Origin of the sequence: Bacillus sp. FSL W8-0223, from assembly GCF_038006805.1 — a bacterium.
In the GTDB taxonomy this organism is placed as follows: domain Bacteria; phylum Bacillota; class Bacilli; order Bacillales; family DSM-4216; genus Bacillus_O; species Bacillus_O smithii.
On record NZ_JBBOVX010000001.1, the window covers coordinates 995,203 to 1,010,604 of the forward strand.

Consider the following 15,402-nt stretch of genomic DNA (forward strand, 5'->3'; position numbering starts at 1 on the left):
AGAAGGCGATGTATGGTGAGTGAATCAAAAAAAGTGGCGGTCATAGGCGGAGGAATTACCGGATTAACAGCCGCTTATTATTTGCAAAAAGCGGCTCAAGAAAAAAAACTTCCATTGGAAGTCACATTAATTGAATCCTCCCCTAGACTCGGAGGAAAAATCCAAACGATCCGCAAAGATGGATTTGTAATTGAAAGAGGGCCTGATTCTTATCTGGCTCGAAAAAAAAGTGCAACTAGACTGGCAGAAAATGTGGGGATTGCGGATCAATTGGTCAGCAATGCGACCGGTCAATCTTATGTGCTAGTAAATGAAAGGCTTTATCCCATTCCCGGCGGTTCTGTTATGGGAATTCCAACACAAATATTCCCTTTTGTTGTAACCGGATTATTCTCTTTTACCGGCAAACTAAGAGCCGCTTTCGATTTTCTTTTGCCTCGTTCCAAACCGCAAAAAGATCAAGCTTTGGGACCATTTCTTAGAAGGAGATTCGGGGATGAAGTGGTGGAAAATTTGGTTGAACCCCTTTTATCCGGAATTTATGCAGGGGATATCGACCAAATGAGTTTAATGGCTACTTTTCCACAATTTTACACAATAGAACAAAAATATCGCAGTTTAATCTTAGGAATGAAAAAAACGACGCCAAACTCCTCCCAAAAGCCAGCGGGCGGGCAAAAAAAAGGCGGATTTCTCACTTTCCGTCACGGATTGGAAACGTTAGTGGAAGCTGTAGAAAGTCAGTTGATAAAAAGTTCAGTGTTAAAAGGAACACGTGTGGTGAAAATTGAAAAAGAGGAAGACCAATATCGTTTGCTTTTGCATAACGGTGAAGCACTTCGCACAGATAGCGTAGTTCTTGCCACACCTCATGGAGTTGTTCCGGATATGCTTCCACAATACGATTTCTATTCTCCATTGAAAGATATGAAATCCACTTCGGTCGCAACCATCGCGATGGCTTTCCCCTCGGAAGCGATTGAACAAGACATAGACGGAACAGGATTTGTGGTATCGAGAAACAGCGATTTCACCATTACGGCCTGTACGTGGACTCATAAAAAATGGCCTCACACGACTCCAAAGGGAAAAGTATTGCTGCGCTGCTATGTAGGGCGTGCCGGTGACGAAACGGTAGTGGACTTATCAGATTCGGAACTTGAAAAAATTGTATTGGAAGATTTAAATAAGACGATGAATATTTCCATGAAACCGGATTTCACGATTGTCACCCGTTGGAAAAACGCCATGCCGCAATATGCGGTAGGACATATAGAACGGATGGAAAAGATTAAGCAAAGTACGCAAAAGGAATTGCCGGGTCTTTTTTTGGCAGGAAGCTCGTATGAGGGACTCGGTGTTCCGGATTGCATCGACCAAGGCGAAGAAGCTGTGGAAAAAGTATTGGCTTTTTTAGGGATGAATGGGAAATAGGCCGCTGATTGGCGGTCTATTTTTTTGTCTTCTTGATGAAAAAATTTGGAAAAAAGCAGTATTTTGACGTATCGATATCATTGCAAAGAATGATCAAGTGTGATATAGTATTTTTCGTTAAAACTAAATGACTAAATTATTATTTTGGTCATTTTGCGAGGTGATAAAGTGTCTGTCGATCGAAAAAAGCAGATTCTGGATGCGGCGGCCAAGTCGTTTTCATTATTTGGATACAAGGCCACTACGATGGATCAAGTAGCAAAGCTTGCGAATGTTGGAAAAGGGACTATTTATAATTTTTTTAAAAATAAAGAAGACTTATTTCACGAAATTGTTTCTTCATTAATTGCAGAAATGAAAGAAGCGGCAGAACAATCATTTGATGAAGAAGATTCATTCGTTGAAAAAGTTCATCGTGCTTTGTATCAGGTGCTCGATTTTCGGAGAAAACATCAACTCACCATCAAGCTCTTTCAAGAGGCGAGAGAAATGGGGACACCGGTCGTTTTAGAGGTGATGGATAAAATCGAACGTTCCATTTTAGATTACATCCGAGATAAAATCGAAATGGGAATAAAACACGGAGAAATTAAGAATTGCAATCCTGAAGTGACAGCTTTTGTCATTCTAAAAACGTATATTTCGCTTATTTTTGATTGGGAGAGGGATCATGACCCCCTTGAAAAAGATGAAATCGCTCGATTGTTTGACTTGTATTTTTTTCAAGGACTGTCCAAATAGGAAAATCTTTCTCTTTTTCTCGATGATGATGAAATGAAAAATGAAAAATTGGGAAGGGGGATTGTCGTGAACCGTTTATTGATTGTGGCTGAGTTAAAAGAGATTTTCCGAGATCGAAAAAATTTGTTGATCCCGATTTTTGCCATTTTATTTATCCCGATCCTTTATGCAGGAATTTATTTATGGGCGTTTTGGGACCCCTATGGACATTTGGAACGACTTCCCGTCGTCGTAGTAAATCGCGATAAAGGCGCCGATTTTTCCGGAGAAAAGCTGCAATTAGGCGACGAAGTAGTAAAAAAATTAAAAAAGAACGATGATTTTGATTTTCATTTTGACAATAACCGGGAAAGGGCTTATAGAGATTTAAAACATCAAAAATATTATTTATTGGTGGAGATTCCGAAAGATTTTTCAAAAGATGCTACGACTCTGTTAGAAGATCATCCCCAAAAAATGAGTTTGAAATATGTTCCGAATGAAGGTTATAACTTTTTATCGGCGCAAATGGGAAGAACAGCCATGAAAGAAATACGCGCATCGATTCAAAAAAATGTGACAAAAACTTATGCCGATACGATGTTTCGAAAAATTCGCGAGGCTGGAAAAGGGATGGACGAAGCCAGCAAAGGCGCTGGAAAATTGAATAAAGGCGCTGTCCAGCTTGCGGGCGGAGCAAAGCAGATGAAAGGCAATTTGGAGAAACTGGCAGAAAAGTCGTTAGAATTTAATAAAGGCATCCTTTCCGCCGATAAAGGCTCGCAAAATCTCGAAAACGGCGCTGAACAATTATCTTCCGCATTGAATCAGCTTGCCTTTGGCCACGACAAACTGTACCAGGGCGCTAAGGATGTCCAAAAGGGAACGGAACAATTAGCCGGAGGAATCGGTCAGTTGTCTCAAGGCTTAAATACGGTTGATGGCAAAATGAGCCAGCTGTTAAATGGAACGAGACAAGCTCAATCGAGTGTTGAGCAATTTTCAGGTCAAATGCCGAAACTGCAAAGCAGCGTTAAGGATTTGGCTGCTGGAGCTGAGCAGTTAAATTCGGGTGTAGACAGCTTCCAGCAACAATTAGTGAGCCAACTAAACAGCGCTTTGGATGATTCTGCTCAAAAACAAGAGCAGGCAACGCAGCAAATGATCGGTCAGTTAAAGCAGACTCTCTTGGCGCGAGGTTTACCGGCTGATCAAGTCAATTCTATTATTCAACAATTTCAACAACAGCTTCCGGATCCAACGCAATCGGTCAATCAGCAAAAGCAGATGATCCAGCAGCAAGTAGCCAGCGGTTTCAGCCAATTAAAATCTGGAAGCGAGGAATTGGCGACTGGTGCTCAATCTCTTAACAGCGCCATCAACAGCCAACTTGCTCCCAATATTCAGAAACTGAATGGTGGCTTAAAACAAATCACTGCCGGCCAAGAAAGCCTTCAATCGGGCATTCATCAGCTGGCGAATGGCTCCAACGAATTAAATGCGGGGAGTCAAAAGCTTTTAGCAGGTGAAAGCCAACTAATCTCTAACATGGGGATTTTTAATGAAAAAATGGGCGAGTCAGCAGCCGGCTCTGCCAAACTGACGAACGGCGCCCATCAGTTAAATACAGGCCTTTCTCAGTTGTCATCAGGCTCACAAAAAATCTCTGACGGCACTAAACAATTGGCAGCAGGGGCCGATGCGCTCGCAAAAGGTTCCGGTCAATTAGAAAATGGTACAAAAGAAATGCACGATAAGTTAAGCGACGCTTCCAAACAAGCCAATTCTATGAAAGCGGGAAAAAACCAATCCGATATGATGGCAGAACCTGTAAACGTCAAAGAAAAACCGATTAATAAAGTACCTACCTACGGCACTGGTTTGGCTCCGTATTTTATCTCACTCGGACTTTATGTCGGAGCATTAATGATGACCATTGTTTATCCTGTTCGAACACCTCTTGGCAAACCTAAAAATGGTGTATCTTGGTTTTTTAGCAAATTTGCCATGATGGGGCTTATCGGAGTATTGCAGGCGCTGATAACCGCGGCCATACTGCTTCTTGGCTTAAAGTTGAAAGTTCAAAGCGTACCGTTGTTTATTACCACTACGATTTTAACCAGCTTAGTCTTTATAGCGATCGTTCAAATGTTAGTAACGATTGGTGATAACCCTGGCCGTTTTGTTGCTGTTTTAATCTTAATCGGCCAATTAACGACAAGTGCCGGTACTTTCCCGTTGGAATTAGTTCCAAAATGGTTTCGAATGGTTCACGCCTTTTTGCCGATGACCTATAGCGTCAATGCATTCAAGGCGGTCATTTCAAGCGGAGATTTTGCTTATATGTGGCACAATCATGTTATTCTCTTGTTATTTATGGCGTTATTCATGGCCATTACACTTCTCTTTATGATGATCGTGTTTAAGCGCCAATATGCTGATCATTTGCAAACAGCGGAAGAAGCATAATGATTGAGTGTGTTCATTCCTTGGGCTGTCGGCATGCCGACAGCCTTTTTTAACGCGATAAAGATTCAGAATTTTTATATATTTTTCCGAGGAAGAATCAAAATTGGTTTACAATAGAGTGGAAGGACATGTTTTGTTTTTAGTATAGTGAAAGGACTATTGAAGTGTTGAATTTTTTTACTTTTTATCGAGTGAAAGCACTGCAGCTATCAGAGCAATATAAGCAGTATGCCTTTTACGCAGATCATAAAGGACAGGAAGAGGTCAAAGTGCAGCAAACTCTCCCTAAATGTCCATTTGATTAATGCGGGGATCACGCTGACAGAAGCTTTACTAATGGAAGAGGTGATTGAAAACATGAAATTGACGATCATCGGCCCGTGGGGCGGATATCCAAAAGCGAATGAAGCGAGTTCAGGTTATTTATTGCAGCAAAGCGGATTCAATCTTTTAATCGATTGCGGAAGCAGCGTCCTATCTTTTTTACAAAACCATATAGAGCCAGAAAATTTGGATGCCGTGCTGATTTCCCATTATCATGCTGACCATGTAGCGGATATCGGTGTACTGCAGCATGCTTTACTTATTAGGAAATACTTCAATAAAGAAATCAAGACGCTTCCTATCTATGGCCATCATGAAAGTAAAGACTATCGATCATTAACGTATAAAGACATCACAAAAGGTTCGGTGATTGACGAAAACAGTGAACTTTCCATCGGCCCTTTTTCCGTAAGTTTTTTAAAAACACGTCACCCTGTTCCTTGTTATGCGATGAAAATAGCATCAGACGAAGGCACAGTGGTTTATACGGCTGATTCCGCTTATCAAGAAGCATTTGTGGACTTTGCGAAAGATTGCGATTTGCTATTATGTGAAAGTAATTTGTTTAGCGGAATGAACGGAGATCAGGCCGGACATATGACAAGTACTGAAGCAGGAAGGTTGGCAGCACAATCGAGGGCGAAAAAACTAGTGTTGACCCACTTGCCACAGTACGGCAGTTTGCATCAGTTAAAAGAAGAGGCTGAAAGTGAATTTAATGGACCGGTCATATTGGCAGAAAAAGATTTGCAAATAGTGGTTAAAAAGTGACAAAATCCAGTTCGCCCAGTCTTGTTTCTGAAAATTTTACGTTGATTTTGATCTATTTTTGATCATTTTAGGGAATGAAAAACATATGAAAGAATGAGAAGGAGTATATTGATAAAAAAGTTTTTCTGATCAGTTGTAAAACCGTGCGGAATTTGAATTTTGTGATAGTCGTGATGGCAAAGTTTCAAACTCTTGCTGAGCGTTTGTGATTGTTGTTCTTCGTGTTTAACGCTTGTTTTCACCTGTGATGTGGCGAGCGGATGATACGAGTTCAGGAAAAAGAAAATGTGAGCTGTACGGATAAAGAATGGTTTAGGAAAAAACTTGCAAGGATGATGATTTGTTTTTTTCATACTATAAAGAATGAAGAGGTGCTGATTTCATTTTAAATGGGAAGGAAGGGCTTTTCCATGACTTATGACTGCATTATTATTGGCGGAGGCATTGCTGGACTGCAGGCGGCCATTCAACTAGGACGCTATCAACATCGTGTCTTGGTCATTGACGCTGATCAAGGCCGCTCTGTATTATGCCGCAGCTTCCATAACCTTTTAGGCTGGCCCGATGGTGTCAGCGGACGGACATTGCGAACCATTGGAAGAAATCAAGCAGAAAAATTAGGAATCGAATTTCGGAAGGGATGGGTAGTCGATGCCCGTTCAGAGTCGGATGAATTTCTATTGTTTTGTGATGATGGTTCGTCTTTTCGAACCAAAAGGCTTCTTTTTGCTACTGGTGTCATGGATCGTCTTCCTCCGTTTCCTAATATCATTCCTTGTTTAGGAATCAGCGCTTACATATGTCCGGACTGCGATGGTTTTGAAGTAAAAGGGCAGCGAGTGATTGTGATGGGGTCAGGAGATGCCGGAGCCAACTTAGCGCTGGCGCTTACTTATTTTACCACTGATATTTTCTACGTTGACCATGAACAAGCAGGCATCAGCCAACGTGTGATGGAAAAGCTAAGACATAAGAATATCCATTATGTGCCGGTACCGATAAAAGAGGTATTGGCCGATGGTTCCCAATTTAAAGGTGTTCATCTTATGAATGGAGGATGGATTCCGGCGGGACGGTGCTTTCTTGGATTCGGCGGAAATGAAGTTCGTTCAGCCTTAGCGGAAAAATTAGGGGTACAACTTCATAAAAATCGGCATATTCTCACTGATCCGCGCACGAAAATGACTAATATCAAATATGTTTGGGCAGCGGGCGATGTAACGGTTCATTCCGAGCAAACCGCCATTGCGATGGGAGACGGGATCCAATCAGCCATTTGGATTCATAAAAGCTTGATTTCAAATGTGCTGGAGAATATGCATTAAACAGCAGGATGATTTCGTATTGTTTGTTCGAAATATTGCGGTGTAATGGTTTTAAAAAACTTTTTCCTTCAGGAGGATGTATTCATTCGTTCGCACAGCAGAGAAGTACGATGGATCGAATCATGACTTTCGATTGGGAGACTATTTAGGGAGGTTTGACCTCCGTTTCTATCTTGATTTTTACTAAAAAAAGAACATAATGGATAAGATTGCGGTTCTATTTCATTGATTCTAACTTGACATCGACTTGTTGTGGACTATTCTGGGATTGATCATTCATTATTTGAATCGAGATGCACGGCTACTTTCCAATAACCGGAAAAAAGCTTTTACTTTGCTTTTTTTCTGTTTGAGGCTTTTTTGCAAGAATGCAGGCAAGAAAGTTCATGATAAAACTTTTGCTGTACATATGTTGTATGGAAGAGCCGGTGATAACAGCTGGGATTCTGTTTTTTTCTTGCTCTATAGAAAATAATGGGTGTGAGTAAAATGTTTGTGGGAGAAATTCTTAGAATTCCCCGATGAGGGGGTTGGGAACGTAGGTTCGCAATCCCCCTCATCGGGGCCACCAAGCAAAGCGCGGTAGGATCCCAAGCAGGAAACATGAAAAAAGGACTCTCTCCCTGGTAAGATGATCATTGTTCACACCATCAAACAGGAGGAGAGAGTCCCATGAATATTCAACAACATCTTACCACAAATTCGTTGACATGGAAAGAGATCGAACTTGATTTGTTTCGAGCCTTGCAAAACGCCTTCACCGAGCTGTTTACGGCTCTGTTGGAGGACATCGACCGACAATTGGCGGAAACCCGGGACAAGCGCCGGTACCACTTGAAAGACAAACGACGCACCACGATTCAAACCTTGTTTGGCGAAGTTACCTTTGAGCGAAACTACTATTTAGACCGAGAACAAAACCGTTACACGTTTTTGCTTGATTCCTTTTTAGCGTTTGATGGATCGCAGTCAATCAGCCCTTGTCTAGAAGAAACGGCGATGGGATTGGCTGTGGAGTGCTCTTCCTATCGCAAAGCGGCTCATACGCTTGCCCAGATGGTCGGGTATCCGGTGATGAGCCATGAGACGATCCGCCAGTTGGTGCTCGAGGCTGAAGTTCCGCTGCACTGCCCGGTTGACCAGCGATATGGACGGGTGCTGTTTGTGGAGGCCGATGGACTGTTTGTCTCTCTCCAAGGGAAGGGAAAACGGGCCAAGGAAGACAAAATCCTGACCGTTCACGAAGGATGGAAGCGTAACGGCTCACGGATCGAATTCGTGAATCAGCGCCATTACGTCCATGAAGGCAAGGGGGAGGTGTGGGAAGGCTTCGAGGAATTTTTGATGAACGAATATGCCTATGATCCGTGTCGGGATCTTCTTGTCATCAACGGGGACGGCGCTCCATGGATTACCGCGTGCCGGGAGTATTTCAAAGGACGGGTCTGCTTCCAATTGGATCGATTCCACGTGGCGCGTGAGTTGCGCCAATGCCTCTCGGGCCATCCACGGTGGCAGGCGATTCGGCAAAAGCTGGCGAAGCAGGATGAAGAGAAGCTGCTTGTGGAACTGAACAGCGCCCTCGGCACGCTGGGGGACGAAGCGAAAGAACAACAGCTGGCTGCCTTGATCCACCGGATCGAATCGATGCCGGGATGCATCCGTGATTACCGGGAATGGCTGAAGGAGCAAGGAGTGGACACAACGGGCATGTATCCGATGGGGAGGGCTGAAAGCGTGATGAGCCAGCTGGCGTATCGGGTGAAATACCGCCGCAGTTGGACAGACAAGGGACTCAGGGCGTTTTTCAAGGCAATGATTGCCCGGATGGATGGGATTCGTCTTTTCGGACATCGTTTAGGAGAAGAATCGTCGCATCCGGCGGAGGAAACGGCATCTACCAAACAGACGATCGTGAACAAGGCGAAACAACGCATCCGCCGTCTTCTTCCAGAGGTAACGCGGAATAACGTGCCATATTTACAGCAATCGTCCGGGACTCCGATCTATCATGCCCTGTCTGAATTCAAGGGATGGTAAAAAAAGGTATACATATTCGTCTGTCATGGCAAGGGATGAGAGTCCGAAAGCGCTTACGGATGAAATTCAAAAAAATGGTTCGCTAACCTATGACTTACATCTATTTTCAGCGAACCAAAAAAATTCCCACAAAGTCTTGACTGACTCAAATAATGGTCCACACTTTTCATGAGAACCTTTTTTCCGATAAAATAAAAATGGTATTGGAAAAAGAAAAATCAAAGAAAGATAGATTGTGTATGTTCTAGAATTGGAGGCGAATCAGATGGATTTCGTTAAATACGAGCAAGAAGGCTCCATTGCGTACATTACTTTTAATCGTCCTAAAGAATCCAATTCCTTAAATGAAGAGATGTTGAAGGATTTGGAGCAATATTTGGATGAAATTCGTGTGCGTACCGATATTTCCATCGTGGTTTTACAAGGAGAAGGTGAGCAAGCTTTTTGTACAGGAGTCGATTGGGGCGAAGAAGCTCTTTATTCAGATGAACAGAAAAGAAAATTTCAAAATAAAATCCGAGAAGTGCTGTTGAAGGTGGAGGAACTTCCTCAGCCAACTATTGCGGCCATTAACGGAGCGGCTTTTGATGAAGGTTTTGATTTGATTCTCGCATGTGATTTCCGTTTTGCTTCAAGACATGCCGAAATTGGCTTTAATCAAAAGCACCCTGGAACGATTCCTTATGCAGGAGCTGTCCGCAGGCTTCCTAAACTGATTGGGGAAGGCAAGGCTTTAGAACTGATTTTAACAACTAAAATTTTAAATGCCCATGATGCTTATGCATATGGATTATTGACAAGGGTATCACCTCCTGAAAAGCTTTTCGAACGGGTGAAGGACTTCGCAGAAGAACTTTCCATTTTCAAGGCGGACGAGCTTCGGAAAATTAAGGCGGCTGTGAAAAACGGTGGTCACCCGAATCTTTTTTAAAATATCGTCCATTCTTTTATTAAACTGGTAAAATCGCATACTTGCGGTTTTACCTTTTTCTTATAGGTCTGAAATGGCGCCGTCATGGAACCTGTCCAGTGTTTGGGCGGTAATGGGCATGTGCTTTTTGTTTTATGAAAGGCAAGAAAGTGATTATTTGTTTGACCATTATCCCATGAATAGATCATGGGGGATTTTTCTTGAAAGAACCATGCTTCTTTCCGTTAAGAGGAACGGTAAAATGTTTTTGTCCTATTTTACAACGAAAATTTGGGAAGAGTTGTGCAAAGAAATTGCTTGTTCTATTTTGAATGAATCCAAACTACACATAATAGTAAGGGACAAAGATAGGAAAGGGGGATGGGAGAGTTGAAAAAATGGGGTCTGTGGGCAATAGCTGCCTATCTATTGTTTGGCTTATGCATATATTATTACTTGTTTGTATTTGCCAACAGCAGTGTACCGGATATATATAAAGGAACGAGCGCCGATCCGGCGACATTTTTAAATTCTCGCGAATTAGTTCTAAGCGAGGAATATTCAAAAATTCGGGATTTGTTGTTCTTTTTGTCCACACCTTATGAATGGCTTCTTTATTTGTTTATTCTCATCTTTGGAGTTTCAACTGTTTTTGAAAAATGGGCCAATCAAGCATCCCGATTTCAGTTCGTTCGGAATGCTGTTTATTTATTCTGGTTATCTCTCCTCATATTTGTATTAATGTTTCCCATTCGATATTTGTCGTATCATTTTTCGAAAACCTATCATATCTCAGCTCAAGAATTCGGCGGATGGATGAAAGACAACGTGATCGATTTTTGGGTCAATTATTTGATCATGTTGGTATTAGTGACGATTTTGTATGCGCTCATGAAGCGGTTTCCAAAAAAATGGTGGCTTGCTTCTTGGATCTTATTTGTTCCGTTTACCTTTTTTTTAATGTACGTACAGCCGGTATGGATTGATCCTTTGTATAACCACTTTTATCCGATGAAAGACAAACAATTGGAATCTAAAATTTTGTCATTGGCTGATAAAGCCCATATTCCGGCGAATCATGTGTATGAAGTGGATATGTCGGAGAAAACTCATGCTTTAAATGCTTATGTGACGGGAGTAGGTTCTCATTCTCGGATTGTTTTATGGGATACGACTCTTCAAAAGCTGAATGACAATGAAATTTTGTTTATCATGGCTCATGAGATGTGCCATTATGTTGAAAAGCATATTTATTTTGGCATTGCCGGCTATTTGCTTCTCGCGTTCGTCGGTTTTTGGATTACAGCCAAATGGATGGCGCGATGGATTGATCGCCATGGCCAAAAGCTCCATATCCAATCGATCTCTCAATTAAGAACATTGCCGCTCTTCTTGTTGATTATTTCCATATTGGTGTTTGCATCCAGTCCTATTTCCAATCTGGCTTCCAGGTATGAAGAAACGCGTGCGGACCGCTATGCAATCGAAATGACGAAAAATAAGGAAGCAGCCATAGAATCGTTTCAGGAATTGACAAAATCGGGACTGAGCCAAGTGAATCCGCCGCTTCTGGTGAAAATTTTTCGTTATACCCATCCTACGATGCTTGAACGGATTCATATGGTGGAAACTTATCCAATAAAACAGAAATAATTTGGGACAGCCGGAAAAATGGCAGTTCATGATCAAAAAAGTAGAAGTAGAATGTCATCCTTATTCGGAAAGAAAGAATTTCATAGACAAAGCGCTAATCCCTTGGGTTTTGTTGTTGGTTCCCAGGGGATTACATTTTTTCCGGATTTATTGTTTCTCTTTCTATAAAAACGAATGGCTAATGACTCGTTTCCATGCATGTATCCATTCATGAACACTTGCATTCTTATTCGCAATGATTGTGGAATGTCGGTTTTTTACAAAAACAAGTGGGGGAAATGCTCAAAAAGGTTCCCGTATCTGTTAAGGATACGGGATATTTACCGTTTGTCCGGGGAAATCCTTATGATGATTATGAGTTGGTTTTACGTGAGGATTAATGTAGAGAAGTATCTTTTTAAATACCAAAGCGTTTTTCTAATTCAATCAATTTGGCGGAAAGTTCAAGGAAGGATTCTCGATCTCTTGCATCCAATGTTTTGTCGATTTCTTCCATCAGCTGTTTCTTTTCTTTGTTCAACAAGATTTCATTCAAAAGCATATCGATGTAAACATCAATCATATTCTCGTGGCTGAGTGGCGTTCCATTCGACTTCATCATCTCGGTATAAGATCTTTTATTTTCCATTTCGCTCACCTCGAATGCCTTTTTTTTATTATATGGAATTTGAGACAAATATTCAACTGAAATTTTATAATTTTTTGAAAAATTTTACCTGAAAAATGAAAAATCGGTGTTTTTTGAAAAGGAATGAGACATTCATTTGAAAAGATGGTATGCTAATCAAAAAATGGAAAAAGAAGAAAGGAGAAAATGGCTATGGAAAAGGAAAAGAAAAACAAAATGATGTTAGAATACGAGATCAATCCCTTAACTATGATCATCCTTCCGGCAGAATATGGACAAAAAGTGTATTCCGAAATTATGGAAGTAGAGGATGAATATATTTCACCGATGAAGCCTTTCGATGTCGTCAAAAGAAGCTGCAAGTACTATGGAGCGTCTTATTCAGGCAGGAGAGAAGGAACCCGACAATTAATCGGCATTACCCATAAAGCTCCGATCATTGTGGACCCGTTTCATGCGATTTATTTGTTTCCTACATTGTCTCCTGCAAAAAGCGACTGCATATGGATCAACCACGAACATGTGGCGGCTTATGACCGAGCTGATGCCTATGAAACATCTGTCACCTTCAGCAATGGAAAATCACTTCGTCTCCCCATCTCCCGAAGCTCCTTTGAATCACAGTTTATGCGTACTGCCATGCTGAGAATTCGTTTTGAACAAAGAATGCAGCATATTGAAAAAAAATATGGGATGAATGCAGACAAAAGAATGGCGTTAGAAGGCTATCACCCTTATCATTTCAGGTAAAAGAAGTCCAGAGTGGAACACTTTGTTCTTTGTTCCATTAAAAGTAAAAGGCATGTGCTGACGGAAAGGTTTATTCCTCAAAGTTGGACGAGTGATCCATTGCGAAATGTAAAGGAATAGGCCTTTCTTGCCAGCATGATCTTTCTTAAACATGGATCTTCCCTTTATGCGAAATAAGAGTTTGTTTTTATCCGTTTGATGGATTGGCTGAATTAGAGGGGTTATGATATCGTTCGAACAAGTAATATTTCATTAACTCTTCTACTTTATTGCGAAGTCTCGGATTAAAGTAATTATGATACTCTTCATAGCCGTTATATAAAAATACATACATCGTAAATAAATCATCTGATTGGACTTTTTCCGCTTTCATGCGGCGGTCCCGCATATATTTGCGGGTGTTCGCCAAATCTTTTTGTACCTCTTTTATCGTTTGGGCGATCCAATCTATATAAGGATTTCTCAGCTTAAAAGGGCTTTTTTCCACCACTTTTAGATCTCTATTTAAAACGGTTAAAAGCATAGGCAAATAAATAGCTTGTTCTAAAACATCACGGTCATCAGGAGGAATCCTTGTCATCTTTACTCTCCCCTAAAAGAACATTTGTTCGTATATATTTTACTGAGATGAAGCCATCATTTCAAGTATTCACGCCATGACTCTTTTCCATGCTTTTTAGGTGTAAATGTTTAAAATAAATGATCTCGTTATGATAAAATAATAAAGTCATCTTCTTTTTGTCCGGAAAATCTGCCGGATTTTTGATAATGAATGTGGAAAAATGATAGTGATAGGGGTTAACAGAGGATTGAATGAGAGGAAAAGGAATTAAATGGATTTTGAGACTCTGACAAATGGGTTTACACTTGAACACGTAATGGACTTAATCCGAAAATATCGTTCATTTGGGCCGATACCAGGAATTTTGCTTCCCATGATGGAGGCGTTTTTTCCGTTTTTGCCTCTGTTTTTATTTGTAATGGCCAACGCCAACGCTTTTGGTCTCTGGTTAGGATTTTTGTTTTCCTGGGTTGGAGCTGTTGCCGGCGCTTTGCTTGTTTTTGGATTGATCAGGAAATTCGGGCAAAGAAGAATGCTTCGCTTTCTGAAAAATCATCCGAAGGTAAGCAAATTGATGAACTGGCTGGAAAGACATGGGTTTGGCCCGCTCTTTTTATTGATGTGCTTTCCGTTTACGCCGTCTGCTCTCATCAATATAGTGGCCGGGCTTTCCAATATAAAAAAATACCAGTATTTCATAGCTGTAGTGGCTGGTAAAATGGTGATGATATTCACGATCAGCTTCATTGGCCATGATGTCGTTTCCCTTATTAAAAAGCCGCTTCGGACCGTGATCGTGGTGATCGTGATTTTTATCCTTTGGCTTGCAGGGAAATGGCTGGAATTGCGATTGAATGAAAAAGAACACAAAAAGGGAAAGCAACCTGGTACATAAAAAAGAAAAAAGGACTGTTCTCCTGCTTGAAAACGGATTTCAGTGGAGGACGGTCCTTTTCGTCATTGCATAAATCGTGTTGGAAAAACCAAACTAATTCCTGATATTTGCTACATATCAGGAGGGATGCAGGTGGGGCAAATAAAGCTGACAATGCCAGAAAAAATAAGCCTGATTCTCAAAATGGTGATTGGATCAGCCGTTTCATGGGAATCGGCCATTTTATTTGGTTCAAAATATCCTTATTTAGGACCGATTTCACTCATTCTTTGTTTACAAACGACGATCATGAAAACGATCCAATTTGGAATCGCTCGAATCGTCGGAACGATCATCGGGGCAGCGTCTGTTTTCATTCTCGCATCTTCTTTGCATGCGAATGCCTGGTCATTGGCTATTGTCATGCTGGTCAGTCTTGTCATCCCTCTCCTTTTAGGGGCTGATGGCATTATGCTGCACCAAATTGCACTAAGCGTACTGCTCGTTTTTGCATTTGAGCATAAGCTTGAGGGATATGGATTGGATCGAATCCGAGATTCCATCATTGGGGTAGCCGTGGCTCTGTTGCTGCAACAATTCTTCCATCCGCCTAATTTAACAAAAAAAGCAATGAAAGAAGTGGAAGAATTGCCTGAAATATTAGCGGATAAACTGAAATCCTTGGCAGTCTGGCTTGACGCAGGAGCCCTTTTCTTGTTGGAGTCTTCCCTCCGCAATTGGAATGACGGAAAAACAATAGCAAATATTGCATTTCATAAGAATTATGAGAACCTTTCAAATGAAAAATTTTACTTTCCGGCTATGTGGCATGCACAGCATCTACTCTCTGTTCTGAAACAACACCCGCTTGCCGCCTCTCTTTGAATCGGCTGGATACATGCTTTGACAACGGCTTTTAATTTCTCAGTAAGGTTTAGCTTA

Annotated in this window: 14 protein-coding genes; 12 read left to right on the forward strand and 2 right to left on the reverse strand. The window is 41.4% G+C overall.

What is annotated here, in order from left to right; genetic code table 11:
- Positions 1–12: 12 nt before the first annotated feature.
- The 9 genes from hemY (at position 13) to NST81_RS05060 (ending at position 11,646) form a co-directional block, all read left to right on the forward strand.
- Entirely contained in the window at positions 13–1,434 is a 1,422-nt protein-coding gene (gene hemY, locus NST81_RS05020; protein ID WP_048622839.1) for a protoporphyrinogen oxidase, read from the forward strand.
- A 168-nt stretch (positions 1,435–1,602) separates the two neighbouring features.
- Positions 1,603–2,175, forward strand: coding sequence for a TetR/AcrR family transcriptional regulator (locus tag NST81_RS05025; protein ID WP_048622840.1), 573 nt, complete (start codon positions 1,603–1,605; stop codon positions 2,173–2,175).
- A 66-nt stretch (positions 2,176–2,241) separates the two neighbouring features.
- Positions 2,242–4,623: a YhgE/Pip domain-containing protein gene (locus NST81_RS05030; RefSeq protein ID WP_341028696.1), complete on the forward strand. Its 2,382-nt coding sequence runs from the start codon at positions 2,242–2,244 to the stop codon at positions 4,621–4,623.
- 164 nt (positions 4,624–4,787) lie between these two features.
- Positions 4,788–4,928, forward strand: a complete 141-nt coding sequence (locus tag NST81_RS05035; RefSeq protein ID WP_169799163.1) for a hypothetical protein — start codon at positions 4,788–4,790, stop codon at positions 4,926–4,928.
- 52 nt (positions 4,929–4,980) lie between these two features.
- Positions 4,981–5,718 carry an MBL fold metallo-hydrolase gene (locus NST81_RS05040; protein ID WP_341030471.1) on the forward strand — a complete coding sequence of 246 codons (738 nt, stop codon included), beginning with the start codon at positions 4,981–4,983 and terminating at the stop codon, positions 5,716–5,718.
- A 410-nt stretch (positions 5,719–6,128) separates the two neighbouring features.
- Positions 6,129–7,043, forward strand: coding sequence for an NAD(P)/FAD-dependent oxidoreductase (locus NST81_RS05045; protein ID WP_341028699.1), 915 nt, complete (start codon positions 6,129–6,131; stop codon positions 7,041–7,043).
- A 672-nt stretch (positions 7,044–7,715) separates the two neighbouring features.
- Entirely contained in the window at positions 7,716–9,083 is a 1,368-nt protein-coding gene (locus NST81_RS05050) for an ISLre2 family transposase (RefSeq protein WP_003355652.1), read from the forward strand.
- A 265-nt stretch (positions 9,084–9,348) separates the two neighbouring features.
- Positions 9,349–10,014, forward strand: a complete 666-nt coding sequence (locus tag NST81_RS05055) for an enoyl-CoA hydratase-related protein (RefSeq protein ID WP_341028701.1) — start codon at positions 9,349–9,351, stop codon at positions 10,012–10,014.
- A gap of 360 nt (positions 10,015–10,374) precedes the next feature.
- Entirely contained in the window at positions 10,375–11,646 is a 1,272-nt protein-coding gene (locus NST81_RS05060; protein ID WP_412677283.1) for a M48 family metallopeptidase, read from the forward strand.
- Between the two features lie 397 nt (positions 11,647–12,043).
- On the opposite strand, the gene NST81_RS05065 is transcribed toward NST81_RS05060, so the two are convergent.
- Positions 12,044–12,274, reverse strand: a complete 231-nt coding sequence (locus tag NST81_RS05065) for an IDEAL domain-containing protein (protein WP_327804950.1) — start codon at positions 12,272–12,274, stop codon at positions 12,044–12,046.
- A 192-nt stretch (positions 12,275–12,466) separates the two neighbouring features.
- Here NST81_RS05065 and NST81_RS05070 point away from each other — a divergent pair, with 192 nt between their 5' ends.
- The gene (locus NST81_RS05070) at positions 12,467–13,024 is read left to right on the forward strand and encodes a competence protein ComK (protein ID WP_327797978.1); all 558 of its coding nucleotides are present in this window, start codon (positions 12,467–12,469) and stop codon (positions 13,022–13,024) included.
- 187 nt (positions 13,025–13,211) lie between these two features.
- On the opposite strand, the gene NST81_RS05075 is transcribed toward NST81_RS05070, so the two are convergent.
- The gene (locus NST81_RS05075; RefSeq protein ID WP_341028703.1) at positions 13,212–13,604 is read right to left on the reverse strand and encodes a hypothetical protein; all 393 of its coding nucleotides are present in this window, start codon (positions 13,602–13,604) and stop codon (positions 13,212–13,214) included.
- 253 nt (positions 13,605–13,857) lie between these two features.
- Between NST81_RS05075 and NST81_RS05080 the strand changes: the two genes are divergently transcribed.
- Together NST81_RS05080 and NST81_RS05085 are read left to right on the forward strand one after the other, a co-directional pair.
- On the forward strand, positions 13,858–14,481 hold the full coding sequence (locus tag NST81_RS05080) for a TVP38/TMEM64 family protein (RefSeq protein ID WP_003353731.1): 624 nt from the start codon (positions 13,858–13,860) through the stop codon (positions 14,479–14,481).
- Positions 14,482–14,613: 132 nt separating this feature from the next.
- A complete protein-coding gene (locus tag NST81_RS05085) occupies positions 14,614–15,345 on the forward strand; it encodes an FUSC family protein (protein WP_048622850.1) in 732 nt (243 codons plus the stop codon).
- Positions 15,346–15,402: the final 57 nt, after the last annotated feature.